The following is a 24999-nucleotide window of genomic DNA, read 5'->3' on the forward strand; positions in this document are numbered from 1 at the left end:
TTGCGCGTTCAGCGCGAGCAGGTCAGTCGGGCTCGTGGTCGCGCCGATCTGCACTTCCAGGTTCGCAATGGTAAGCTGAAGCGCCGCAATCTGGGTGGCGATAGATCCGGACATGATGCTATTCTCCAAATGTACTATTGATCGGCGTGTCGGCTCATCGGATGATCCTGTTGACCAACCAAACTCTCGGCTCGTTGCGTGAACAAACGCTATTACGAGCCCTTCATACTCAGTAGTATCGGAAACTACTCAGCCGCCCCGACTGTTCCGGACTAAAAACTACTCACGAGCCACATCTTACGCACCGCAAACATTGTTGTGCCAAGCGAATGGTCCCAGCATTGAGGGTCAGTCTCTCCAACAGATATCTTGCGCGCATCCTGTAGGTAGTTTCCGATTCTTCGCAGATAGACCGGCACATGATTGACATCGTAGCGCAGCGACGTGTCGTAGGGACGCCCTCTTATGTCGAGTCTTGTAAGGCATCGTCATCCTCTATGGTCTACATGAAGGCCGCTGCCCCTCGTCATACAGCGCTTGTCCCCACCAAACCCGGGTTTACCGTAGGCATGAATCCTTGATGCGCATGGGGCCGGTCGGGTGCGGCCAACATGCGTGATAATTGTGCTCGTGATCCGATCCATGTGCCGCAGTCCATTCAACCGCATGGGGTCTTGTTGGGCTTCGACCCCACCCGCGCGGACGCACTGGTTGCGGCCAGCCGAAACGCTGGTGACTGGTTGGGCGCTGACACCACGGCGGCTTGGCTCGCCGGCCATGATGCACGAAGTCTGTTTGGCGATGCGTTCGCTGCCGAACTACGGGCCCGTTTCTCGACCGGCCGATTGCGCGGCGCGGCGCCGTGGCAATCGACGACGGAAGACCTGCCGGGTCGGCTGTCCGTGGACCTGGATGTGCATTATAACGGTCGCCTCATTCTGGTCGAGATCGATGCCACGATAGGACCGCCCTATGCGGAGGAGCGGTCGCGCATGCGCCATCTTCGCGAAACGATCGCGGATCTGCGACAGGCGCGGAACAACCTCGACGAGCTATCCCGCATAACGATCCAGGCCATGAGAAGCCTTACCGGGTATGAGCGTGTCCTGATCTACCGGTTCGATCAAGCCTGGAACGGCCTGTCAGTCGCCGAGGATAAATGCGACGACTGGGCGCAGTCGCTGCGTGGACTGTGTTTCCCGGCCTCGGACATCTCTGCCCAGGCGCGCGAACTTTACACCCGCAATCTTTGCCGATCCGTTCCCAACCGCGATGCTGTCCCCGTTCCCATCGACCTCGATCCGAACTGGCTGCGAGATCAGCCGCAATCGAGGGACATCGACCTATCCTTTGCACGGCTTCGTAGTTTCGCGCCCGTGCACCTGCAATATCATCGTGATGTCGGGATCAACGGTTCGATGTCACTTTCGATCATGTCGGAGGCCAAGCTGTGGGGTTTGGTGGTCTGCCATCATCGCCAGCCGCACGCCGTCTCCACCAGCCAACAGGCGGCGGCCATGGCCCTGACGGAACCGTTCGCACTCCGGATAGGCCAGGCCGAGCGAATGACCGCCGACCATGTAAGGCGCCGGGATACGCGCGCGCTTGCAGCCTTGCTCAGGCAGTTCTCGGAGGCGGAGGTCGTCATCCCCAGTCTCACGACGGGCACGGTCACCATTCGCAGTCTTTTCAACGCGACGGCCGCCGCCGTGCTCTACGGTGGCCACCTGTCGTGCCTAGGCCAGATCGCGCCGGAACCGGATATTCTGGCGCTCGCGACGTGGCTGCGGCAACGGGCGACCGGCACGCTATTCCAAACCGACAATCTCGCTGCCAGCTACCCGGCGTGGACGCCTTATATCAAGATCGCGAGTGGTGTTCTCGCGGTTTTCCTGGCGCCCGATCGTCAGGATATGCTGCTCTGGTTCCGGCCGGAGGAATTGCGCGAAGTCGCGTGGGGCGACGATCCTGACAAGGGCGTGCGGGATGATCAGGACCGCCTTCCGCGCCAATCTCTCGAGCGATGGATCAAGGTGACAAAGGGCGCCGCGAAGCCATGGGCCGATTGGGAACTCTCCATCGTCGAAACACTCCGCAACGGCGTCATCGAAGTCATCGTTCGCAGCCTGCGCCATCTACAACGCCTCGAAGCCGCTATTCAGGTGCGGGAGCGCACCGAGGTCTCCCTCCGGCGCTCCAACGACCGGCTCGAGGCCTCGCTCGAGGCGCAGCAGGTCAAGAAGGCCAGTGAAGCCCGGTTCCTCTTTGCGACCGAGGCCGGGCGGCTCGGCGTGTGGGAACTCGATGTCCGGTCGGGCGATGTCGAGGCCTCCGCGGTGTGCAAAGACAATTTCGGCCTCGACCGCGCCCGGGATTTCACCTTCCAAGAATTGCAGGCGGCGATCCATCCCGATGACAGGGAGCGAGTGATCGCAGCGATCGACCAGTCGATCGCCAGTGGCGCCGATTGTGACGTGGAGTGCCGGGTGGTGCGCCCAAACGGCTCGATGGCGTGGGTGCAAATGTACGCCCGTGTCATGGGATCCGCCACCGAGGCCGAGCATCGTATGGCAGGCATCTCGTTCGACATCACCGAACGGGTGCGTGCCGAGGAACGCATGCGGCAAAGCCAACGGATCGAGGCCGTCGGGCGACTCACGGCCGGGGTCGCACATGATTTCAACAACGTCCTGCAGACGATCTTGGGGGGCCTGGAACTCGCGATCGATGACCTGCACGATCGGCCGGATACACGGCTCAATCTTGAACTGACGTTGCACGCGATCCAACGTGGCGCGCGCCTCACGAGCCATTTGCTGTCCTTCTCACGCCAGCAGGTCCTGCAACCCGTCGAACTGGATCTGCCGCCTCTGCTGGACCACCTCGTCAGCACGCTGGAGCGCACATTGGGCGTCGATGTGCTAGTCGGGATTGAGTTCGCGCCGGGCTTGCCCCCCATCTTGGCGGACGCAGCCCATCTGGAATCCGCACTACTCAACCTTTCGCTCAATGCCCGCGATGCGATGCAGGGGCATGGCACGCTGCAAATCTCGGCGCATCAACACGGCAGCCACGTCGCAATCGCCGTGGCCGATACCGGCGCGGGGATGACACCAGATGTCCTGGCCCATGCTTGCGAGCCGTTCTTCAGCACGAAAGGCCTCGCAGGCTCGGGCCTGGGCCTCTCCATGGTCCAAGGCTTCGCCCGGCAAAGCGGTGGTGAGCTTCGGATCCAAAGCGCGCCAGACCAGGGCACGCGGGTCGAACTGTGGCTGCCGATCGCATTGCAGGCCGCGCTTCCAGTCCTGGTTGTCGAGCAGCAACAGATGCTGCGCGGGGTGGGGCGCGTCCTGGTCGTCGACGACGATCTCGACGTCGGCCACGTCACCGCGGCGTTCCTGCGTAAAGCCGGCTTCCACGTCACCTTCGCGTCAGGGGGTGACGAGGCACTCAGCAGGCTCGACCAGGATCCGCCGTTCGATGCGCTGGTGACGGATTACGCAATGCCCGGCATGAACGGCGCCAATCTGGTGCTGCAGATGCGTCGTCGGCAACCGACCCTGCCCGCACTGATCATCACGGGTTTCGCCGGTTTGGAGGGATTGGACCTGTTGCCGGCAGACGTTGCGATCCTCCGCAAGCCTTTCCAACGCAACGATCTGCTGAGCCGGATGATGAATTTGGTCTCGCAGGACGCCGCCACCGACCCGTCCCGCTAGCACGTACCCGTCAGTGGTCGTGCACCAGGCTCCGCAAACCGGCACGGCCGGTTACATAGGCGGCTGCCGCGGCCAACTGGGTGGGTGCGATACTCATGCAGACCGATCGCGTGGCGATGACATAACCGGACGTGGCCTGCGCCTCGCCATCACTGATTGCCTGGGCAACGAAGTCCCGATCGGCCGGGGCAAGCACTCCGGTCCGGTCTCGCATGGCGCGGATGAACGTGGCGCGATCGGGCTTCAGCGGCCAGCGCTGGCACAGCATCGCGAGCCGCGCCGCCGATACGGTATCGACCAGTTCATCATGGCCCCGAACCAGCCAGTCCGATACTTTCCCCTGGTCCGCATCGGCCGGCATCGACACGGCGCCGATTAACAACAGGGTCACCAGGGCGCGTATCAGCATGGCGTCTCTTCCAATCTCGCCTGCATGGTGACGGCATAATGGTTAATCCATTGTGAAAGCCACCGCGGCGACGAGGTTCGATACCGTCGGTGCTTCGTCCTTTGCCCGGCGCACCATCACCGACTCGGCATGGATCGCGGGGGCGCTCAACCGCAAGAACCGCACGCCATCCGGACGCAGATGCTGCATGCACTCCGGCACGATCGCGATGCCGATCGCAGCGGCGACCAAATTGATGGTCGAAATCATCTGGGGACTCTCCTGCGCGACCAGTGGGTCGAACCCCGCTCGACGGCAGGCCGCAACGATCTTCTCCGACAGGCCAACGCCGGTCGCGCGGGGGTATAGGATGAATGCCTCCTGCCGTAACGCCGACAATGTCACGCCCGATTCGCGCGCCAGCTTGTGGTCGACTGGCACCGCCACCACCATCCGCTCAGCACACAGCTTATGCACCGCAAGGTCGCGCCCACCCGGCACCGGCGGGCGTAGGATCGCCGCGTCCAACCGCCCATCTTCCAGCGCCTCCAGCAGGTGGCTGGTGCGGTTTTCCGCCACCACCAGTTCGACGCCGGGCCAGGTGGTGCGATACCGGCGCAGGATCGCCGTCACCACCGGATTGAACGCGGCGGATCCGGTGAACCCCACCCGCAACCGGCCGAGATCGCCTCGTCCCGCCTGCCGGGCCAGGGTTGTTGCGTTCTCCACCCGCGCCAGTATTGCGCGCGTTTCGCCAAGGAACAGCGCGCCTGCCTGCGTCAATTCGACCCGGCGGCCGATGCGGGCGAACAGCGCCACCCCCAACTCCGCCTCCAGCGCCTTGATCTGCTGGGTCAGCGGCGGTTGCGCGATGCCCAGCCGGGCCGCAGCGCGGGTGATGTTCAACTCCTCCGCCGCCATCCGGAAATATCGCAAATGGCGCAATTCCATCGATAGCCTTTCCGTATGATAATGCGATAATCAATATATTGGACGCCCTCCCTCGTTTAGGCCAATACCGCCGGCAACCGAAGGGGGAAGCCGCGCATGAAAGCCATCCAGATCGACCGCTACGGCGGCCCCGAGGTCCTGATACGTCGCGACCTCCCCATCCCGGCCCCGGGGCCGGGTGACGTGCTGATCCGGCTGGCGCATGCCGGCATCAACTTCATGGACATCCACACGCGCCAGGGAAAATACGCCGGCTCCGTCACCTATCCGGTGCGCCTTCCCACCACGTTGGGGGTGGAGGGCGCTGGAGAAATTGCCGCGTTAGGTGCCGGCGTCGACGGCTTCGCATTGGGGGACCGCGTCGCATACTGCCTGCACTGGGGCAGCTACGCGGAATATGCTGCCGTGCCTGCGTGGCAGGTCGTCCCTGTGCCCGGTGACGTGCCGTTGGATCTGGCCGCCGCATCCATGTTCCACGGTCTCACCGCGCACTACCTGGCCCATGACGTCGGCCGGCTCGGGCCCGGCGTGACATGCTTGGTGCACGCGGCTTCCGGCGGGATCGGCCAGTTGCTGGTGCAGATCGCCAGCTCGCTGGGCGCCACCGTATTCGCCACCACCAGCACCGCCGCCAAGGCGGAAATCGCCCGCGCCCGTGGTGCGACGGAGGCGATGCTGTACGCCGATGGTGGTTTCGCCGACGCCGTGCGGGACCGGACGGATGGCAGCGGGGTGGATGTCGTGTTCGACCCCATCGGCCGCCCCACATTGCGCGACAGCTTCCGCGCCACCCGCAAACGCGGCCTGGTGGTCAGCTTCGGCACGGTCGGCGCCGCTGTCACCGACCTGAACCCGATCGAACTGGGGGAGGCGGGTTCGCTCTTCCTCACTCGGCCGCGCCTCGCCGACCATCTGCCCGACGCCGCCACCATTCGCCGCCGCGCCGCCGATATCTTCAGCGGGTTGGCCAGCGGTTCGCTTTCCATCGGGATCGCTGGACGTTATCGCCTGGACGGGGTGGAGGAGGCGCACGAAGCGTTGGAGGAACGTCGCATGGTCGGCAAGCCGGTGCTGGACTTGCTGTAACCCAAGCCGGCAATCAGCAAGCTATGACAAAATGATCGGTGGCGATGCAGGGTCCGGCGCGACCAAACTCGCCAGTCGAAAGGATCTTGGCCCGTCATCGTCCATGCGAAGGTCCCAAAGTGCGGCAAGCTCTATCCGCACACGACGCTCCCCTGCCAACACAAAATACGTAAACGTAATCGGTTGTTGCGTGGTTTGAACAAGGCCGCGGAAGAAGCGCCTCACCACACCATTACCAAGGGCAACCTCGGACATTGGAATTTTGACTTGTTCAATAAGAACCCGGTCCAGCTGGTCAAGCCTGTAGAAAAGCTTTTCGCTGACAACCGCAAGAGAAGCAGTCGCGTTCGCCAATAGCGCTGCTTCCAATGCCCCGATGCTCACGTTTCGCGGTCCCTCGACACCAGACTAATTTTGTCTGTCGCCGGATGTATTATGTTCAAACAACGGTTCGAAGACTGGCGGTGATAGATCTGGCGTCTTAATAAACACGCAAACGTGATACGTCTATCAAAAGATACGATGCCCAGCCTGGCGTCGGTGGAATTCTCGTCTGGAAGCTTAGGGGTTCGCCAGAATGATCTTCAGCATTCGTTCATTGGAATCACCAATCATTAGTTAGCTAAATAGCTGGTGGTGATACAATGGACCTTATGACGCGGATCGAGTTCGGGCAGGATGATGTCGAAAATGATCTCGCGCTGATGACGCCGGCCGCGATTGATCGCCTGGCGTTCGGCGCGATCCAGTTGAACGCCGCCGGAACGGTCCTGGGTTACAATGCCACCGAGAGCTCGATTACTGGTCGTCGCAAGGATGCGGTGATAGGCCGCAACTTCTTCGACGAAATCGCTCCGTGCTGCAACAAGCCTGCCTTCCGCGGGGTGTTCGACGCCGGGGTGAAGTCGGGCAAGTTAAATGCGATCTTCGATTACACCTTCGACTACAAGATGAACCCGACGCGCGTGAAGGTGCACATGAAGCAGGCCGTTGCCGACGACACCTACTGGGTGTTCGTCAAGCGGCTATGATCCCACCGACCCGCGCGGCCACATGAACCAGACGGCACACCCCGCCTCAGCCGGCAAGCGCCATCGGTGTGAGGGGAATGGCACCCGGTAGGGTGTCGCCGGTCCAAAGCGTATCGAGCAGATCGTGCGCACGGGCGCCTATCACCGGCGTGGTCAGTTCCAGGAACTTCTCCGACAATTCCGCGTCCGACAGCGGCGCGTCCGGGTCACCCTTGCGTGTCGGCTGATACCGGTCGAGCTGCCGGCCGTCGGCCAGCCGGATGGCAACGCGCGCAGCCCGGCGGGACGGGTAGCTGGCGGCCAGGTCAGGCGCCATCGCCACCGTCACCTTGGCCATCTGCCGGCGGATCGCCGGGTCGGCCAGGTGCTCGGGCGTGAACGCCGCAATGCGGACGCCACCCAACAACAGCAGGGCGGCAGTGCAATATTGCACGCTGAAGCGCGCCTCCTGTTCGGTGGTCGCCACCGGCCGGTCGCAAATATCCTTGGTGGCCGCGTAGCCCTCGACATGGATGGACTCGACGTCGTCGGCGGTAAACCGATGCTCGAGCTTCAGGGCGGAAATCGCGTCCAGCGCGGCGAAGATGTGGCCGCAGCATCCATGATTCTTGAACGTGATCGCCTCGATCGGCTGCACGACGCCCAGCCCCTCCAGGGCGAGGTCCCACTTGCCACGATCCTCGCTCGTCGCCGCGGCGAACCCCACCGGGCCGTCCAGCACGTCCAGCGCACCCGTCACCCCGGCGGACGCAGCAAGCGCGGCCAATGTCCCGGCGTCCGCGGCGTGTCCGGGATGCATCGGCTTGCTCATCCCGTCACCACGAAATGCCTGTTGCAGCCCGCCCGCCATGGTGGCCGCCGTCGCGATCGCATGCGCCATTTCCGTCGGACCGCACCCGAGCACGTGCGCCGTGGCAACGGCGGCGCCAAACGTCCCCACGGTGCCCGTGATGTGCCACATGCGATAATGGCTCGGCTGCACCGCCAACCCAATGCGGGACGACACGTCGTAGCCTGCGACCATGGCCCGTAGCAGGGTGTCCAGGCTGGCATCCCGCGACTGTGCCGCCGCCAGCGCCGCGCTGATGACAGGCGATCCCGGGTGATAGCCGGAGTCACGATGGATGTCGTCAAACTCGATCGTGTGACTGGCGGCGGCGTTGATCAGCGCCGCATGACGCAGTGGCGAGGCGCGGCCATCCACGTAGCAGATCGCCCGCCCGGTGCCCCGCTCCGCCGCCAGTGCCTTCGCCAGCAGGGTCGCCGGCGGCCGTAGACAGCCGGGCAGCAGGGCCGCGAACCAGTCGACCAGCGCCCGCCTTGCATGGTGGCGCGTCGTGTCCGACATCGGGCGGCTCTGCCAAGTCGCGGCTTCGTTCGCCAGGGCTATGAGTGGATTTGTCACAGCGTCGCTCCCTGCCGGAATTCTACCCGGCGCCCATAGCCTGCCGCCGCCTCGCCGCGGTTGCAAGCTGGCGATCGCCGCCTTGTGTCAGCGCCGGTCGGCAACGAACGAACCGCCGGGCACGTCCCAGCCGCCGCCCAGCGCGCGGAAAATGCCAACTGCCGCCTGCGCCGCCGCCGCCCGGTTCGCGTCCAACTCGTCCCGCGCGGTCAGAAGCTGCCGGTCAGCATCCAGCACGTCGGTGAGCGTGATCGACCCAGCCTGATAGGCCTTTTGAGACAAGCTGCGCACCCGCGTCAGCGAGTCGACTTCGCCCTGCAGCTCCGCCATATGCACCTCTGTCTGCGACAGAGCGATCAGCGCGTTCTCCACGTCCTCCGCCGCCTTCAGCGCCGCCTGCCGGTATTGCGCCAATGCCTCGGCCTGTGCGCCCCGTGCCTGCGCGACCTCCGCGTCGACCTTGCCGAAATCGAACAGCCGCCAACTCAACGCACCGGTGCCGATCGGCTGGAACGCCTTTGCGCTGAGCAGATGATTGATGCTCAGGCTGTCGAAGCCGAGCGCGCCCGATAGCGATATTTTCGGATAGTAATCCGAAATCGCCGCCCCGATGCGCTCGTTCGACGCAGCCAGGCGCCGTTCGGCGGCGATGATGTCGGGCCGCCGCCGCAGCACGTCGAGCGGCTGATCGTTGCGGCCGATCGCGGGAATGGCGGGAATGTCCGCCGGGCGCCCAAGCTCCTGCGCGTAGGTGCCCGGCTGCACCCCCATCAGCACGTCCAGCCGGTTCAGCTGCGCCTCCAGGCGGATGCGCAACGGCGGCACCGAGGCCCGCGCCTGCCGCAGCAGCGCCTCGGCCTGGGCGATTTCGCGGCCATCGGCTTGCCCGGCCTGGTGCCGTGCCTGCACCAGCGTCAACAGATGCGCATCGGTGTCGATCTGCTGCTGTGCAACGGCAAGCCGGGCCTGGTAGCCGCGGATCTGCAGATAGGCATCGGCGGCATCGGCCGCGACGGTGATGCGCGTGCCGGCCTGACTGGCTTCCGCCGCTTGTGCCTCCTCCCGCGCCGCCGCGGCGGTGCGCCGCAGCCCGCCGAACAGGTCGATCTCCCAGCTCGCCGCCGGCCCGACCGTGTATTCGCGCTGGTCGCGGTGATAGCCGGGAAAGGTCCGGCCGAGCGCACCGAACGGACTTTCCAGGCTTTGGTGCTCAAACGTCGCCGACGCATCCAGATCGACGGTGGGCAGTAACTGCGCCCCCGCCGACGCGGCCACCGCGCGCGCCTGCCGCACACGGGCCAGCGACGCCGCAAGATCGAGGTTCTGGTCGAGCGTACGTTGCACGACGCCCACCAGCAGCGGATCGTTGAAGCCCGTCCACCAACGATCGAGCGCTGGCGCCGGTACCGGCGTTTTGCGCGCAACCACCGCGGCAAGATTGTGGAACGGCAGGAAGCTTGTCGCGGGCGCCGTATAATCCGGGCCGACGCTGCACCCGGCGAGGGCGGCTATGACGATCAAACCGGCGGCCTTCATGCTGCGTGCTTCCGGCCAAGCCCACGGATGAGCGTGTAGAACGCGGGGGTGAACAGCAGGCCGAAACACGTGACGCCCAGCATACCGAACAGCACCGCCGTGCCCAGCGATTGCCGCATCTCCGCCCCGGCGCCCGTTGCCACCGCAAGCGGCACCACGCCCAGGATGAAGGCGAATGACGTCATCAGGATCGGGCGCAGCCGGGTGCGGGCCGCATGGACCGCCGCCTCTGCTGCGCTGGCGCCATCCTCGTCCTGGTTCTGGCGGGCGAACTCCACGATCAGGATGGCGTTCTTCGCCGCCAGGCCCACCAGCACCACGAACCCGATCTGCGCCAGGATGTCGATCGGCATGCCCCGGAAGAACAGCCCGGTGACCGAGGCGAGCAAGCACATCGGCACGATCAGCACAATGGCCAGCGGCAATTTCCAACTCTCATACTGCGCCACCAGAACCAGGAAAACGAACAGGGCGGAGGCGCCGAAGACGAGCAAGGTCGGTGTACCCTGCTGTTGCTGCTGGTAGGCGAGGTCGGTCCATTCGAAGCCGATGCCTTTCGGCAGCACCTGCTGGGCCAGTTCCTCCATCCGGTGCAACGCCGGCCCGGTGGCCACGCCCGGGGCCGCCACGCCCTGGACCTCGGCCGCGGGATACAGATTGTAGCGCGGCACCCGGTAGGGAATTGTGTTATCCCTAAGCCGCGCGACCGTGCCGATCGGCACCATCTCCCCCGCGATGTTGCGGGCCTTCAATCGCGAGATGTCTTGCGGCGTGCGCCGGAACGCACCATCGCCCTGCACCACGACCTCGTAGCTGCGGCCGAGGTAGTTGAAATCGTTGACGTATTGCGATCCAAGATAGACCTGCAGGGTCGAGAACACGTCGGTCGGCGTCAGCCCGACCTTTTCCGCCTTCAGCCGGTCGATATCGGCATAGACCGACGGCGACCCGGCGTTGAACAGCGTGAACACGCCGGCGAAATGCGGATCCTTGTTCGCCGCCGCCACCAGGTCCCGCGACGCCTTGACGAGCGCGCCGTAGCCCAGGCCCGACCGGTCCTCCAGCATCATCTTGAAACCGCCGGCGCTGCCGAGCCCCTGTACCGGCGGTGGCGGAATGGTCAGCACGAACGCGTCCTTGATGACCGACAGCCGTTTGCGCAGATCGGCCAGCACGGTATTCGCGTTCACGCCGGGCAAGGAATGATTGTAGAGCGACGGCAGGCCGGAAAAGATCGTCCCGGAGTTGGACGCCACGGTCGAGGTCGTTGCGTCCAGGCCGGCAAATGGCGCCACGTGCTCGATACCCTTCGTGCCCAGAATGATGTCGATGCCGCGGCGAACCACGGCCTCGGTCCGGTCCAGCGTCGCACCCGGCGGCAACTGCACGATCGAGATCAAATAGCCCTGATCCTGCTCCGGAATGAAACCGGTCGGCGTGGTCGCGAATTCCAGCGCGGCCACCCCGATGAGCCCGGCATACACCACCAGCACGATGGCGATGCTGCGAACCAAGCGCCGGGTCAGGCTGCCATAGGCGTTGGACAGGCGGTCGAAGCCACGGTTGAACCGGTCGAACGACCCCAGCAGCACGCGTTGCACCGGGCCAGCATGGGTGCCGGCGTGATTGTCATGTGCCTTGAACAGGACGGCGCAGAGTGCCGGGCTGAGCGTCAGCGAGACGAAGCAGGAAATCACCGTCGAGGCAGAGATCGTCACCGCGAATTGGCGGAAGAACAGCCCGGAAATCCCTGACAGAAAGGCGGAGGGCACGAACACCGCGCACAGCGTCAGCGCGATGGAAATCAGCGCACCGCCGACCTCGTCCATCGTCCGGTGCGCCGCCTCCTTCGGCCCCATCCCGGCGCGCATGTTGCGCTCGACGTTTTCCACCACGACGATGGCGTCATCGACCACGATGCCAACCGCCAGCACCAGGCCGAACAGGGACAGGTTGTTGAGCGAGATGCCGAACATGGCCAGGATGATGAAGGTGCCGACCAGTGACACCGGGATCGCAATGACCGGGATGATCGTCGCCCGCCAGCTCTGCAGGAACACGAACACCACGCCGACGACCAGCAGGATGGCAATGGCGATCGTGACGATCACCTCGTCAACGGATTTGGAAATGAAAGTGGTCGGATCGTAGATGATGATGGAGCTGACGCCGGCGGGGAAATCCGCCTTCAGCTCGTCCACCTTCGCCAGCACGGCGTGCTCGACCGCCAGTGAGTTGGCGCCGGGCTCGGCATAGATCAGCAATGTCGATGCGTTGCTGCGGTCCATGAACGTCGTGCTGCCGTAATTCGCCGCACCGATCTCGACACGCCCGATATCACGAACGCGCGTCACACGACCCAGCCCGTCCGTCTTCACGATGACATCGGCGAACTGGTCGGGCGACGTCAGCCGGCCCAACGCTTCGATGTTGATCTGGTACGCCTCATCACCCGGCGTTGGCGGCTGGTTCAGAATGCCGGCGGACACTTGCAGGTTCTGCGCCCGCAATGCGGCGAGCACCTCACTGGCATTGATGTCATGGATCGCCGCCTTGTCCGGATCCAGCCAGATCCGCATCGCATATTCCCGGGCGCCCTGAAATTGCACGTCACCCACGCCCTGCAGGCGCGCAAGGGCGTCCTTGATGTGCAGCGTCGCGTAGTTGGACAAATACAGCGTATCCCGCGACTTATCCGGCGAATAGAGATGCACGGCCAGAAGAATGCTGGGCGTCGCCTTGCGAACCTGCACGCCAAGTCGCTGCACGTCGTCCGGCAGGCGGGGCAGGGCATCCTGCACCCGGTTCTGCGTCAGCATCTGCGCCACGTTCAAATCCGTGCCGATCCGGAACGTGACGGTGATGGTCAGACTGCCATCGCCTGTCGACTGGCTGCTGAGGTACAGCATGTTTTCGACGCCGTTGATCTGCTGTTCCAACGGCGTGGCCACGGTGCGGGCGACCGTGTCCGCGGACGCGCCGGGATAGGAGGTGGTGATCTGCACCGTCGGCGGCACGATCTCCGGATATTGCGCCACCGGCAGGATCGCCAGCGCACCCAGCCCGAGCAGGGTCACGAAAATGCTGAGCACGGTCGCAAAACGGGGGCGATCGATGAAAAAATGGCTGAGGCGCATGGTCCCGACTCAATTCTTGCTATGTGCGTCAGCGAGCGTGATGGTGCCGTCCTGCGGCGTGACCTTCGCGCCTGGCGTGGCATAGGGAATGCCTTCGATGATCACCTTGTCGCCCGGCGCCAGGCCCGACCGGATCACCCGAAGGCCGCCCCGAAGATCGCCGGTCCGCACCTGCTTCGGCACCACCGTCCCATCGGCCGCCACCGTCAGCACCATGTGCTCGGACTGGTCGGGCAGAACCGCCGTGTCGGGCACCAGAAGCGAGGCGACCGGTGCGCCCAGCACCAGGCGCACACGGGCGAATTCACCCGGCGTTATCAGCAGATCGGGGTTTGCCACGGTCGCGCGAGCATGCAGCGTGCCGCTTGCTCGATCGATCACGTTGTCCACGAAATCGAGCGTGCCTTGCCGGGTAAATTCCGCCTCATCACCCAGCGCGATCTCGATCTTATCCGCAAGAACGCCCTTTTGTTTTGCATGCTCGCGGGAGAAGGCGAGGTAGTCGGACTCGCTCATGTCGAAGTTCAGATAGATCGGATCGACCGAAACGATGGTTGCCAACAGCGTCGTCGGGCTGGCCGCAGCCCGGCTGCCAGCGACCAGATTGCCGAGCGAGACGAGATGAGTGCCGATACGCCCGGTGAACGGCGCGGTGACGCGGCAGTGGCCCAGGTCGAATTGTGCATCGCGAATTTCCGCCTTGGCCTGGTCCACCGCACCCTGCGCCGCCCGGCGGTCGGATTGGCGTTGATCGACATTCTGCGTGGTGCCGGCATCGCTGCTCTTCAGCGCCTGCGCACGCACCAATTCCCGGTTGCCAAGGTCCAGCCGAGCCGTGGCGCTTTCGAGTTGCGCGGTCGCCTGGGCCAGGCGGATCTCGTAGGGAACGGGATCGATGACAAACAGCAAATCGCCCTTTTGCACGATGTTGCCGTCCTTGAAATGAATGTCCGTCAGCGTGCCGCCAACCTGCGCCCGCAACTCCACCTGATCGACGGCGGAGAACTGGCCCAGAAACCCCAGCCTGGTATCCACCGCCTGCTGCAGCGGCTTGCTGACGACGACTTGCGGCGGTGGCGGCCCGCTCCGCTCCGCCGCTTGGCTATCGTGTCCCGAATACACCAGCCACCCGCCACCCAGGGCGACGGTCGCCACCGCAGCGCCGATCCACAGCCTGGCGGTGTTCGGCCCAGAAATCTTGGTCATATAGCGTCCGATCGACATCTATCGTGATTGGTTAGATGTCGTGTGGCCTCTAAACTTTCAAGATGCATCCGTGCTGCAGCTGCGTTCAGCCTGCAAATCAGCCGCGCCTTGCAATGCGATAGAGGGTGGTTACACTCAAACCGAGTTTGAAGCAGCGAGGGCCACGTGCCCGAGAACGACGTCCAGTGAAGAAGTCCCGGGCCGAAACGGCCGAAACGCGCCGCCGCATCGTCAAGACGGCCGCCGCCGAGTTCCGACGCAACGGTATCCATGCCACCGGCCTGGCCGAGATCATGGCGGCCGCCGGGCTAACCCAGGGCGGGTTCTACCGGCATTTCGACTCGAAGGACCAGTTGGTCGCCGAAGCTTGTGCGGAGGCGATGTCCTCGGCCGTCACGCTGACGCAGACGGCGTCCCGCCCGGCCGAGGACCAGACGGGATTGGAGGTGATTGTCGAGACCTTCCTCTCGCAGGATCGCAACAATCCGTTGGAGGGTTGCCCGCTGGTTGGGCTGGGCATCGAACTCGCCCGCGCGGATGGCGACACCCGCGCCGCGGCGTCCGATGGGTTCGTCGAACTCGTCGAGTTGATCGCCTCGCAAATCCGCCGGGCAAGCCCCGAGGTGGCGAGGGCCCGCGCTATTTTCGCGCTATCGGCGATGATCGGCGCCGTCACGATGTCACGCATCGTCACCGACCCCGACCTCTCGGCTGCCATCCTGCAGGAAGCAAGGACGCGCCTGACCAAGCTGAAGTGACGGTTTAGTGTATCGGCCACCAATTGTGCGACGAGGGATGGTGCTGCACACGGTTCCGTACGCTGAGGGGTATCCTGGTCACATGTGGCTCGACGAAATACCGGCCAAACGCCGCCGGATGGTCTCGTTGTCGGTCGCCGCCTTGGTCGGCGCGGCCACGACCACATTCGGGCTACCAAAGCCCGCCCAAGCCGCAACGGCGGCCGACGCCAGCACCGACACCGCGCTCGGCATCGCGCTGGAGGGTTATCCCTATCCCGGCCCGGTGCACTTCCTGCCGGTTCATGCAGGTGCCGGGCCAGTGCGAATGGCCTATATGGACTTCGCACCCACCATCGCAGCAAACGACCGGACGGTCTTCCTGCTGCACGGCAAGAACTTCGATAGCTCCTACTGGGCTGGGCCCATCGAGTGGTTGCGTGGCGCCGGGTACCGGGTGGTGGTGCCGGACCAGATCGGCTTCAACAAATCTGCCAAGCCGGACACCGAGTATACGTTCGAGATGCTGGCCGCCAACACCATGGCGCTCGCGGACTCGCTGGGGCTGAACCGCATCACCGTCTTCGGCCATTCCACCGGCGGCATGCTGGCGGTGCGCCTAACAAGCATCTTCCCCGACCGCGTGGATAAGCTCGTGCTGGAGGATCCGATCGGGCTGGTCGACTACCGTGCCTTCATCGAACCGCAGGCGACCGAGACCCTGGTGGCGGCCGAACGGAATTACACCGCGCAGACCTATCGCAACTTCATCGCGCACTACTTTCCCATCCTGCCGCCTGCGCAGTACGAGCCGTTCGTCACCTGGCGCATGCGGATCGCCCTCTCCGCGGAGTTCGAGCGGTTTGCGCTGGCGTCCGCGTTGACCTACCAGATGATCTATCGCGGGCCAGTCGTGGACCTGTACGGCACGCTCAAGCCCCCCGTGCTGCTGGTCGCGGGCGAGGCCGATCAATCCGCCCCGCTATCCGGCTACGCCACGCCAGACCAACGGGCCCGCATGCCACGCATTCCCGATGCGGCGAAGACGATGGTGAGCTGCATCCCTCGAGGCCGGCTCGTGACCTATCCCAGTGTCGGCCACGTCCCACACCTGGAAGTCGCCGCCCGATTTCGCGGCGACCTGCTTGGTTTCCTCAATGGCGCCTGAGTCGTCGCCGGGGCAGGGTGCGGGCACCCCTCGCTAGCTCACCCGACCGTAAACGCGAAGGCCCGAACACCGGGATCAAGGAACCGTAGGCCCCAGCACCAGATGCAGGTCCCGGGCATCGGCTGGCTAGGCCTCCGTGGCCGCCAGATCGTCGAACAGCAATGCGGCACTCCCCGCCTTGCGGACTGCGGCCAGGGTTGTCTCGTCGCGCATGGCCCGCGACACCGCGGCAAGTGCGGCAACATGGTCATTGCCCTTGTCGACCGGGATCAGCAGCAGGAACAGGATGTCGACGGACTTGCCATCGATCGCCTCGTATTCGATCGGCTTGGCTAGCCGGACCAACAGGCCGAACAGCTTCTCCAAACCTTGAATGCGGACGTGCGGCAGCGCGAACCCGCGGCCGAATCCGGTCGATCCCAATTTTTCCCGTGCTGACAGCGCCGTCAGGATGGTCGATGCCTCAATCGGCAGATGCGCGCTCGCGCGTTTCGCAATCTCGGCCAGCGCCTGTGCCTTATCCGCGGCTCGCAGCCCAAGAAGGATGCGGTCAGGCTTGATGATGTCTGTCAGTCGCATTGCGTTACCGTGTTGTTGGGTGTTCGGCATCTCAGTCAGCCGATCGCAGGCGGTAGCCGACGCCCGTCTCCGTCAGGATATGGACTGGCTGCTCAGGGTCCGGTTCGATCTTCTGTCGCAGCGCGCGAACGTAGATGCGGAGGTACTGCACGTCGGTGTCGCTGCCCCAGATCTCCTGCAGGATATGACGATGGGTCAGCACTTTACCCGCATGGGCGACGAACAGGCGCAGCAACTCGTATTCGCGTTTGGAGAATTTGATCTCCTCGCCCCGCACGGTGACGATCCGCCGCACCAGGTCGACCACGAGGTCCCCACTGCGAAACACCGGCCGCTCGCCGGTTTGCTGCAGGCGGTGGCGCTGGGCCGCCCGGATGCGGGCAAACAGCTCGTCGATGCCGAACGGCTTGGTGACAAAATCGTCGGCCCCCAGGTCCAGCGCCGCCACCTTGCTGCCCTCGTCGTCCCGGCTGGACAGCACGATGATCGGGATCGGCGCTCCCTTGGCACGGATCTCCCGGATGACATCCAGCCCGTCCATGTCGGGAAGCCCCAAATCCAGAACGGTGAGGTCGGCCGCCCCCGCCGCCATCGCGCTCAGCGCGGCCCGGCCCGTCTGCGCCTCCGAAACGGTGAATCCCTGCGCGGATAAGCCGGCCCGCAAGAAGCGCAGGATCGCCGGTTCGTCATCCACCACCAGGACGCGCAACGGGTTGGCGTTCACGATCATGGCGCGTCCTCCTCTTCAAGCGACATCTGGGCCGGCACGGGCAGGTCGATCGTGAAGATCGCGCCAGTGCGGTCGGCCCGGTTGGCGGCGGTGATCGTGCCGCCCATGGCCTCCACGAACCCGCGGCAGATCGCCAGGCCCAGCCCGGTGCCCGCGCGCTGACGGTCCGCGCTGCGCACCCGGTAGAACTTGTCGAAGATGCGCTCCAGGTCCTCGGCCGGAATGCCGTCGCCCTCGTCCAGCAGCTCGATCCAAACCCGGTCGCCATGCCGGGTGGCGCGCAGCTGGATCGTCGACCCGGCGATGGAGTATTTGGCGGCATTGTCCAGCAGGTTGAACAGCACCTGTTCGAACAGCACCATGTCGAAATTCAACATCGGCAGCCCCGGCGCCAACTCGACCTTGACCTGATACACCGACAGGATCCGCCGCGCCCGGCGCAACACTGCCCCCACGACGTCCGACAGGTCCGCCAGCCCCCCCTTGAACGACAGCGACCCCGCCTCCAGCCGGGTCATGTCCAACAGGTTGCCGATGAAGCGGTTCAGCCGCTCCGCCTCCTCCCGGATGGTCCGCAGCATGGTGGTCCGCCCCACCTCGTCCAACTCGCCATGCTGGCTCATCAGGCTGGTGGCGGCACCCAGGATGGACGCCAACGGTGTCCGCAGATCATGCGAGATCGACGTCAGCAACGCCGAGCGGAGGCGGTCCGTCTCGGCCTGCAGCTTCGCCTGGTCGACGTCCCGCACGAGGTTGACCCGCTCGATGGCGAGCGCGGCCTGGTCGGACAGCGAGTTCAGCAGCCGTTGGCCATCCGGACTCAGCAACGGGCCCGGCTCGTCCCGGTCGATCCCGAACACGCCGGTGGGGCCGCGCCCCGTCTGCATCGGCAGGAACAACCGCTTGGCACCCGGCAACGTGTCGGCGCCCCGCCCGGCGGGAAGGTTGTGTTGCCAGGCCCATTTCGCGGCGGCCAGATCCGCCTCGTCCAGCATGTCGTCCGGCGGGAAGCCGGCCTGCACCGCCAATCCGTTCTCGCCGGGCAGCAGCATGACGACACGCACCTTCAGCATCAGCGCCACCTGATGCACCGTCGCCCACAGCACGTCATCCAGCGAGACAGCCCCCGCCAGCTTCCGGCTGAACTGGTACAGCTCCTCGTTCGTCTTGGCCCGGCCTTGTGCCGTGACGGTCTGCACCCGCATGCGTGCGGTCAGGTTGCTCGCCACCACCGCCACGACCGCGAACACCGACAAGGTCACCACGTTCTCGGGGTCCGAGATGGTGAAGGTGTAGAGCGGCGGCAGGAAGAAGAAATTATAGGCCGCCACGCTCAGCAGGCAGGCCACCAGCGACGCCGCCAACCCGAAGGCGACGGCGCTGGCCAGCACGCCCATCAGCAGGACCAGCGCCACGCTCGTCACGCCCAGCACCCGGTGCATCATCATCGCCACGCCCAAGGCGACGGCAACCGACAGGAAGCTGCCGCCCCACGCGCCCAGTGTCGGGGGCCGCAGGCTGATGCTGCTGGACTCGGGCTTCTCCGATGAATGGTCCCCCGCCAGGACGTGCACGTGGATCGACCCGGCCTTTGCGATGACGCGCTGGGCCATCGACCCCAGGAAGATCTCCGTCCAATGCGCCCGGCGGGACGGCGCCACGATGATGTGGGTGAAATTGTTGGTGCGGGCGTATTCGACCACCGCGGTGGCGGCATCCGCGCCGGGCATGGTCACCGTCTCGCCGCCCAGGCGCTCGGCCAGGCGCATGGCCTCGGCGGTGCCGGTCTGTCGCGCCTGTTCGCGCCAGCCGCCGCCCTCGACATGGATTGCCGTCCATGGGCCACGCAGCCCGTCCGCGATACGCCTGGCGTGGCGCACCAGCGCGACGCTGCCGGGCCCGCCATCGACATGCACCAGAACCCGGTCGCTGGCGCCCCAGGGGCCGCTGATCGAGTTGCTGCGCATGTAGTCGACCATCTGGTCGTCCACCCGCTGCGCCGTCCGCCGCAGGGCCAGTTCCCGCAGCGCCGCCAGGTTGCCGGGCAGGAAGTAGTGCTTCACCGCGCGCGCCGCCTGGTGGGCGATGTAGATCTTGCCGTCCTTCAGCCGCTGGATCAGGTCCTGCGGCGTCAAATCGATGATCTCGATGTCGTCGGCGCGGTCGATGATGGAATCGGGCACCGTCTCGCGCACCCGGATGCGGGTGATCCCAGCGACCACGTCGTTCAATGATTCGACGTGCTGGATGTTCAGCGTGGTGAACACATCGATGCCCGCGGCCAGCAACTCCTCGACATCCAGATAGCGCTTGGGGTGCCGGCTGCCCGGCGCGTTGGTGTGCGCCAGTTCGTCGACCAGGACCAATTTCGGATGCCGGGCCAGAATGGCGTCGAGGTCCATCTCTTCCACGGTGTGGCCGCGATACTCGACCGCCCGGCGCGCGACCATCTCCAGGCCGTTCACCAGGGCCAGCGTCTCCTTGCGGCCATGCGTTTCTACCAGGCCGATGACGACATCCAGCCCCTCACGCCGCCGGGCCTGGGCCACCGTCAGCATCTCGAACGTCTTGCCAACGCCGGGGGCGGCGCCCAGGAAGATCTTCAGCCGCCCGCGCCCCTCCCGCGGCAGCGCGTTCAGCAGGGCGTCCGGCGAGGGGCGGCCATCACGATCGTTCACTTCCGCTGCTGCCCTTCCACCTGGGCTATGGGACCAGAGACGACCAGCCTATACCCGACCTGGGGCACGGCCAGTAGCCCGTGCGCCCCCTCGAACGCCAGGTCCAGCTTGCGGCGCAGCGTGTGGATCACCGCCCCGATCCGCCCCCTCGGCGCCAGGTTCGGGGATCCCCACAGCCGCGCCAGCAAATCCCGGTTGCTGACCACGTTGCCGATATCCTCGACCAGCATCCGCAATGCGGCCTGTTCCTTGACGCTGAGGCGCACTGCCACGCCGCGCACCCGGGCGCGCCACAGCACGCAGTCCAGTTCCAGCGTGGCGGTGCGTATCACCGTCGGCATCCCCTGGTCCTGCAGATGACGCCGTACCAGCTTGCGCAGGCGGGCCGCCAATTCACCCACCAGAATCGGTTTGCACATGCAGTCATCGGCACCCGCATCCAGCACCTGAACGATGTTGGCGCCGCGGGCTTCCACCAGCACCAGCAGCGGCGGCCCCGGCGTGGCATTCAGCCGGCCCACCAGGTCGAGCGCCGTCATGTCCGGCAGATCGCTGCCGAGGATGACCGTATCCGGGCAGTCCCCGGCCACGCGATCCAGAACCGCCTGTGCGGTGTATTCGACGTCGACGCCGAAGCCTTCCGGTCGCAGATCGCGCCCGAGCAGGCGGCCTATGGCGACATCGGTGTCGGCAACCAGGCTGGTCCGCCAAACCCGCCGGGTGCGCCGGATGTCGCCGGGCGCACCCGCTTGTTCCTCATCCTGGTCAGCCTTAGGCATCAGCTCTTGCCGAGCGCGTCCAGGGCCAGGTTCAGGCCGAGCACGTTGACGTGGCTTTCGCCGATGACACCGAACAGGCGGCCTTCGGTGTGTTCGCTGACAAGCTGGCGAACACGATCCTCCGGCACATGACGCGCCTTGGCGACCCGGGCCACCTGGAACAGCGCCGAGGCCGGGGTGATGTCCGGATCCAGCCCGCTGGCGGAGGTCGTCACCAAATCGACGGGCACGGGTGCCGACGGGTTCTCCGCCGTCAGCTTGTCGGCATCACTTTTCACCCGGTCCATCAGCGCCTTCGATGTCGGCCCGGCGTTCGAGCCGCCGGAGTTCTGTGCGTTGTAGGGTGCCGCGATCGTCTTGGTGGCGTCCGCCGGGTCGGTGTCGGTGGTGGCGGACGGGCGGCCGTGGAAGTAGGTCTCGCCCGCGAAGTTCTGGCCGATCAGCGAGGAGCCGATGACCTTGCCGTCCCGCTCGATCAGGCTCCCGTTGGCCTGGTGCGGGAAGATGGTCTCGGCGATCCCGGTCATTGCCAACGGATAGGCCAGCCCGGTGATGACCGTCATGGCGACGAGCAGCATGATGGCGGGGCGAATTTGCTTGAGCATGATGGTGTTCCCTAAGCCTCAAGCGAGGCCGATGGTGGTGATGAGCATATCGATGAGCTTGATGCCGACGAACGGCACCAGGATGCCGCCGAGGCCATAGACCAGCAGGTTACGCCGCAGCACGGAGGCCGCGCCGACCGGACGGTAGGCGACACCGCGCAGCGCCAGCGGGATCAGCGCGATGATGATCAGCGCGTTGAAGATGATCGCCGACAGAATGGCGCTTTGCGGCGACCCCAGGCGCATCACGTTCAGGGCGGCGAGTTGCGGATAAAACACCAGGAACATCGCCGGAATGATGGCGAAATACTTGGCCACGTCGTTGGCGATGGAGAAGGTGGTGAGCGCACCGCGCGTCATCAACAATTGTTTGCCGATGCCGACGATCTCGATGAGCTTGGTCGGGTCGCTATCCAGGTCGACCATGTTCCCGGCCTCGCGGGCGGCCATGGTGCCCGTGTTCATCGCGACACCGACATCTGCCTGCGCCAATGCCGGGGCGTCGTTGGTGCCGTCGCCGCACATGGCGACCAGTTTGCCCTTGGCCTGCTCGTCGCGGATGAGTTTGAGCTTATCCTCGGGCGTGGCCTGCGCCAGGAAGTCGTCCACGCCTGCCTCGGCTGCGATCGCGGCTGCGGTCAGCGGATTGTCGCCGGTGATCATGACGGTGCGGATGCCCATCTGGCGCAGTTCGGCAAACCGCTCCTTGATGCCGCCCTTCACGATGTCCTTCAGGTAGATGATGCCCAGCAGGCGGCCATCCTTGGCGACGGCCAGCGGCGTGCCGCCAGCCTTCGAGACGCGCTCCGCCTTCTCCGTCAGGTCCCGTGCGACGGCATCGGCGCCGGCCGGACGAACGGCTTCGGCAACGCCACCAGCCACGCGCAGGCTCGCCGGAAGCTGGCGCGGTCCCTGGGCGTAGGCCAGAATGGATTCCACCGCACCCTTGCGGATCGAAGAACCATCGACATCGATGCCGCTCATCCTCGTCTGCGCGGTGAACGGGATGAAGCTGGCGCCCAGCGGCGCCATTTCGCGACCACGAATGCCATATTTCTCCTTCGCCAGCACCACGATGGACCGGCCTTCCGGCGTCTCGTCCGACAAGGACGACAACTGCGCGGCATCGGCCAACTCCTGCTCGCTGACGCCGGACACCGGGATGAATTCGGCGGCCTGGCGGTTGCCCAGCGTGATCGTGCCGGTCTTGTCCAGCAGCAGCGTATCGACGTCGCCCGCGGCCTCCACCGCGCGGCCGGACTTGGCCAGCACGTTGAAGCGGATCAGCCGGTCCATGCCGGCAATGCCGATGGCGGAAAGCAGCGCGCCGATCGTGGTCGGGATCAGGGTGACGAACAGCGCCACCAGGATGACGACCGGGATCGATCCACCGGCGTAGGACGCGAAGGACGGGATGGTCGCGGTGGCGAACACGAAGATGATGGTCAGGCCGACGAGCAGGATGTTCAGCGCGATCTCGTTCGGCGTCTTCTGCCGGGTCGCACCTTCGACCAGCGCGATCATGCGATCGATGAAGGTCGAACCCTGCGCCGCGGTGATCTGGACCACGATCTGGTCGGACAGCACCCGCGTGCCACCCGTCACCGCCGAGCGGTCACCGCCGCTCTCGCGAATGACGGGGGCCGACTCGCCGGTGATCGCCGACTCGTCGACGGAGGCGATGCCCTCGATGACTTCGCCGTCGCTCGGGATCAAGTCGTTGATCTCGACCAACACCAGGTCACCGACCTTGAGCGAGGCGGCGGCCACCTCGGTCCACTGCTTGCTGCCGTCGCGCAGCAGCTTGGCCATCGTCTCGGTGCGGGCGCGGCGCAGCGTCGCCGCCTGCGCCTTGCCGCGCCCCTCGGCGACGGCTTCGGCGAAGTTGGCGAACAGCACGGTGATCCACAGCCACAGCACGATCTGGAAGGTGAAGCCGAGATTGCTGCCCCCCGTGACCAGGTCGCGAAGGAACAGCACCGTCGTCAAGGTCGCCACGACCTCGACCACGAACATCACCGGGTTGCGCCACATCACACGGGGATCGAGCTTGCGGAACGTGTCGCCGATAGCGGGAGCGAGGATCGCCGGGTCGAGCATCGCGGCGACGCTGCCGCGTTGTTTGCTGGTGGTATCCATTTTCATATTTCCTGGGATCGGATCAGAATGTGTTGCTGGCGAGCATGGCGAAGTGTTCGACCACGGGGCCGAGCGCCAGTGCCGGGAAGAAGGTCAATCCGCCGACGATGAGGATCGTGCCGATGACCAGGCCGACGAACAGCCCGCCATGCGTCGGGAACGTCCCGGCCGACACCGGCACGATCTTCTTGGCCGCCAACGAGCCGGCCACCGCCATCACCGGAATGATGAACAGGAACCGCCCCACCAGGCACGCAATGCCCAGCGTGATGTTCCAGAACGGCACGTTGGCGCTCAACCCGGCGAAGGCGCTGCCATTATTCCCCGTCGCCGAGGTGTAGGCATACAGCGCCTCGCTGAAGCCGTGCGGCCCGGCATTGGCCAGCGCGCCGGTTCCTGCCGGGATCACCACCGCCAGGGCGGTGAAGCCGAGGATCGAGAGCGGCAGGATCAGGATGGCCAGCATGGACATCTTCACCTCCTTGGCCTCGATCTTCTTGCCCAGGTATTCCGGGGTTCGCCCGACCATCAGCCCGGCCACGAACACCGCGAGGATGGCGAAGGCCAGCATGCCGTACAGCCCCGACCCGACGCCGCCGAAGATGATCTCGCCCAACATGATGTTGACCATCGGGATCATGCCCGCCAGCGGCAGCAGGCTGTCATGCATGGTGTTGACCGCACCGCAGGACGCATCGGTGGTGACGGTGGTGAACAGCGCCGAGTTGGCGATGCCGAACCGGACCTCCTTGCCCTCCATGTTGCCGCCCGTCTGCAAGGCGCTGGCAGCACTGTCGACGTGCATGGCGGCAAAGGCTGGGTTACCACCGGCCTCCACCGGGTAGGTCACGAACACGCCGACCAGGAATAGGATGCCCATAACCGCGAAGATCGCCCAGCCCTGGCGCTGGTCACCGACCATGCGGCCGAACACGTTGGTCAGCGCCGCGCCGATCGCGAAGATCAGCAGCATCTGGATCAGGTTGGTCAACCCGGTCGGGTTTTCGAACGGATGCGCGGAGTTGGCGTTGAAAAAGCCGCCGCCATTGGTGCCGAACATCTTGATCACCTCCTGCGAGGCGACCGGGCCCTGGGCGATGACCTGCTTGGCACCTTCGAGCGTAG

At 65.2% G+C, this 24999-nt stretch carries 19 protein-coding genes; 5 read left to right on the top strand and 14 right to left on the bottom strand.

The window, feature by feature from the left end:
- Positions 1-611: 611 nt before the first annotated feature.
- Complete coding sequence (locus GSQ76_RS05915) at positions 612-3719, top strand: ATP-binding protein (RefSeq protein WP_256366964.1); 3108 nt, start codon at positions 612-614, stop codon at positions 3717-3719.
- A 10-nt stretch (positions 3720-3729) separates the two neighbouring features.
- Here the strand turns inward: GSQ76_RS05915 and GSQ76_RS05920 are convergent, their stop codons facing one another.
- Both GSQ76_RS05920 and GSQ76_RS05925 read right to left on the bottom strand, forming a co-directional pair.
- Positions 3730-4128 carry a hypothetical protein gene (locus tag GSQ76_RS05920; protein WP_158742981.1) on the bottom strand — a complete coding sequence of 133 codons (399 nt, stop codon included), beginning with the start codon at positions 4126-4128 and terminating at the stop codon, positions 3730-3732.
- A 42-nt stretch (positions 4129-4170) separates the two neighbouring features.
- On the bottom strand, positions 4171-5058 hold the full coding sequence (locus GSQ76_RS05925) for a LysR family transcriptional regulator (protein WP_158742982.1): 888 nt from the start codon (positions 5056-5058) through the stop codon (positions 4171-4173).
- A 96-nt stretch (positions 5059-5154) separates the two neighbouring features.
- Between GSQ76_RS05925 and GSQ76_RS05930 the strand changes: the two genes are divergently transcribed.
- Positions 5155-6144, top strand: coding sequence for a quinone oxidoreductase (locus tag GSQ76_RS05930; protein WP_158742983.1), 990 nt, complete (start codon positions 5155-5157; stop codon positions 6142-6144).
- A 21-nt stretch (positions 6145-6165) separates the two neighbouring features.
- On the opposite strand, the gene GSQ76_RS05935 is transcribed toward GSQ76_RS05930, so the two are convergent.
- Complete coding sequence (locus tag GSQ76_RS05935; RefSeq protein WP_158742984.1) at positions 6166-6528, bottom strand: hypothetical protein; 363 nt, start codon at positions 6526-6528, stop codon at positions 6166-6168.
- Between the two features lie 269 nt (positions 6529-6797).
- Here GSQ76_RS05935 and pyp point away from each other — a divergent pair, with 269 nt between their 5' ends.
- A complete protein-coding gene (pyp, locus tag GSQ76_RS05940; RefSeq protein ID WP_158742985.1) occupies positions 6798-7175 on the top strand; it encodes a photoactive yellow protein in 378 nt (125 codons plus the stop codon).
- A 46-nt stretch (positions 7176-7221) separates the two neighbouring features.
- Here pyp and GSQ76_RS05945 read toward each other — a convergent pair whose 3' ends face one another.
- From GSQ76_RS05945 to GSQ76_RS05960, 4 genes are all read right to left on the bottom strand, one after another.
- Positions 7222-8580, bottom strand: coding sequence for an MmgE/PrpD family protein (locus GSQ76_RS05945; protein WP_158742986.1), 1359 nt, complete (start codon positions 8578-8580; stop codon positions 7222-7224).
- An 87-nt stretch (positions 8581-8667) separates the two neighbouring features.
- On the bottom strand, positions 8668-10116 hold the full coding sequence (locus tag GSQ76_RS05950) for an efflux transporter outer membrane subunit (RefSeq protein WP_158742987.1): 1449 nt from the start codon (positions 10114-10116) through the stop codon (positions 8668-8670).
- Entirely contained in the window at positions 10113-13253 is a 3141-nt protein-coding gene (locus tag GSQ76_RS05955; RefSeq protein ID WP_158742988.1) for an efflux RND transporter permease subunit, read from the bottom strand. The genes GSQ76_RS05950 and GSQ76_RS05955 overlap by 4 nt, the downstream gene beginning before the upstream one ends.
- Before the next feature lie 9 nt (positions 13254-13262).
- Positions 13263-14459: an efflux RND transporter periplasmic adaptor subunit gene (locus GSQ76_RS05960; protein ID WP_158742989.1), complete on the bottom strand. Its 1197-nt coding sequence runs from the start codon at positions 14457-14459 to the stop codon at positions 13263-13265.
- 185 nt (positions 14460-14644) lie between these two features.
- On the opposite strand from GSQ76_RS05960, the gene GSQ76_RS05965 reads away from it, so the two are divergent.
- Together GSQ76_RS05965 and GSQ76_RS05970 are read left to right on the top strand one after the other, a co-directional pair.
- Positions 14645-15217, top strand: a complete 573-nt coding sequence (locus GSQ76_RS05965) for a TetR/AcrR family transcriptional regulator (protein WP_158742990.1) — start codon at positions 14645-14647, stop codon at positions 15215-15217.
- Between the two features lie 82 nt (positions 15218-15299).
- The gene (locus tag GSQ76_RS05970; protein ID WP_158742991.1) at positions 15300-16364 is read left to right on the top strand and encodes an alpha/beta fold hydrolase; all 1065 of its coding nucleotides are present in this window, start codon (positions 15300-15302) and stop codon (positions 16362-16364) included.
- A 126-nt stretch (positions 16365-16490) separates the two neighbouring features.
- On the opposite strand, the gene GSQ76_RS05975 is transcribed toward GSQ76_RS05970, so the two are convergent.
- The 7 genes from GSQ76_RS05975 to kdpA all read right to left on the bottom strand — a co-directional run.
- Positions 16491-16943 carry a PTS sugar transporter subunit IIA gene (locus GSQ76_RS05975; protein WP_158742992.1) on the bottom strand — a complete coding sequence of 151 codons (453 nt, stop codon included), beginning with the start codon at positions 16941-16943 and terminating at the stop codon, positions 16491-16493.
- Positions 16944-16974: 31 nt separating this feature from the next.
- Positions 16975-17673 (bottom strand): response regulator, encoded by a 699-nt coding sequence (locus GSQ76_RS05980; RefSeq protein WP_216850919.1) that lies wholly within the window; start codon positions 17671-17673, stop codon positions 16975-16977.
- Complete coding sequence (locus tag GSQ76_RS05985; RefSeq protein ID WP_158742993.1) at positions 17670-20351, bottom strand: sensor histidine kinase KdpD; 2682 nt, start codon at positions 20349-20351, stop codon at positions 17670-17672. Before GSQ76_RS05985 ends, GSQ76_RS05980 begins: the two co-directional genes overlap by 4 nt.
- Positions 20348-21130 carry a response regulator transcription factor gene (locus tag GSQ76_RS05990; protein WP_158742994.1) on the bottom strand — a complete coding sequence of 261 codons (783 nt, stop codon included), beginning with the start codon at positions 21128-21130 and terminating at the stop codon, positions 20348-20350. The genes GSQ76_RS05985 and GSQ76_RS05990 overlap by 4 nt, the downstream gene beginning before the upstream one ends.
- Complete coding sequence (locus tag GSQ76_RS05995) at positions 21130-21735, bottom strand: K(+)-transporting ATPase subunit C (RefSeq protein ID WP_158742995.1); 606 nt, start codon at positions 21733-21735, stop codon at positions 21130-21132. The genes GSQ76_RS05990 and GSQ76_RS05995 overlap by 1 nt, the downstream gene beginning before the upstream one ends.
- An 18-nt stretch (positions 21736-21753) precedes the next feature.
- Positions 21754-23874 carry a potassium-transporting ATPase subunit KdpB gene (gene kdpB, locus GSQ76_RS06000; protein WP_158742996.1) on the bottom strand — a complete coding sequence of 707 codons (2121 nt, stop codon included), beginning with the start codon at positions 23872-23874 and terminating at the stop codon, positions 21754-21756.
- 22 nt (positions 23875-23896) lie between these two features.
- A partial coding sequence (gene kdpA / locus GSQ76_RS06005; protein WP_158742997.1) for a potassium-transporting ATPase subunit KdpA occupies positions 23897-24999 on the bottom strand: 1103 nt, incomplete at its 5' end.

The sequence above is a fragment of the Acidisphaera sp. L21 genome (assembly GCF_009765685.1).
Taxonomy (GTDB): domain Bacteria; phylum Pseudomonadota; class Alphaproteobacteria; order Acetobacterales; family Acetobacteraceae; genus LMUY01.

Excerpts from the sequence above, each read along its gene's own strand:
- GSQ76_RS05915 (WP_256366964.1), top strand. The coding sequence starts at position 612 with ATGCGTGATAATTGTGCTCGTGATCCGATCCATGTGCCGCAGTCCATT.
- GSQ76_RS05920 (WP_158742981.1), bottom strand. The coding sequence starts at position 4,128 with ATGCTGATACGCGCCCTGGTGACCCTGTTGTTAATCGGCGCCGTGTCG.
- GSQ76_RS05925 (WP_158742982.1), bottom strand. The coding sequence starts at position 5,058 with ATGGAATTGCGCCATTTGCGATATTTCCGGATGGCGGCGGAGGAGTTG.
- GSQ76_RS05930 (WP_158742983.1), top strand. The coding sequence starts at position 5,155 with ATGAAAGCCATCCAGATCGACCGCTACGGCGGCCCCGAGGTCCTGATA.
- pyp (WP_158742985.1), top strand. The coding sequence starts at position 6,798 with ATGACGCGGATCGAGTTCGGGCAGGATGATGTCGAAAATGATCTCGCG.
- GSQ76_RS05950 (WP_158742987.1), bottom strand. The coding sequence starts at position 10,116 with ATGAAGGCCGCCGGTTTGATCGTCATAGCCGCCCTCGCCGGGTGCAGC.
- GSQ76_RS05955 (WP_158742988.1), bottom strand. The coding sequence starts at position 13,253 with ATGCGCCTCAGCCATTTTTTCATCGATCGCCCCCGTTTTGCGACCGTG.
- GSQ76_RS05960 (WP_158742989.1), bottom strand. The coding sequence starts at position 14,459 with ATGACCAAGATTTCTGGGCCGAACACCGCCAGGCTGTGGATCGGCGCT.
- GSQ76_RS05970 (WP_158742991.1), top strand. The coding sequence starts at position 15,300 with ATGTGGCTCGACGAAATACCGGCCAAACGCCGCCGGATGGTCTCGTTG.
- GSQ76_RS05975 (WP_158742992.1), bottom strand. The coding sequence starts at position 16,943 with ATGCGACTGACAGACATCATCAAGCCTGACCGCATCCTTCTTGGGCTG.
- GSQ76_RS05980 (WP_216850919.1), bottom strand. The coding sequence starts at position 17,673 with ATGATCGTGAACGCCAACCCGTTGCGCGTCCTGGTGGTGGATGACGAA.
- GSQ76_RS05990 (WP_158742994.1), bottom strand. The coding sequence starts at position 21,130 with ATGCCTAAGGCTGACCAGGATGAGGAACAAGCGGGTGCGCCCGGCGAC.
- GSQ76_RS05995 (WP_158742995.1), bottom strand. The coding sequence starts at position 21,735 with ATGCTCAAGCAAATTCGCCCCGCCATCATGCTGCTCGTCGCCATGACG.
- kdpB (WP_158742996.1), bottom strand. The coding sequence starts at position 23,874 with ATGGATACCACCAGCAAACAACGCGGCAGCGTCGCCGCGATGCTCGAC.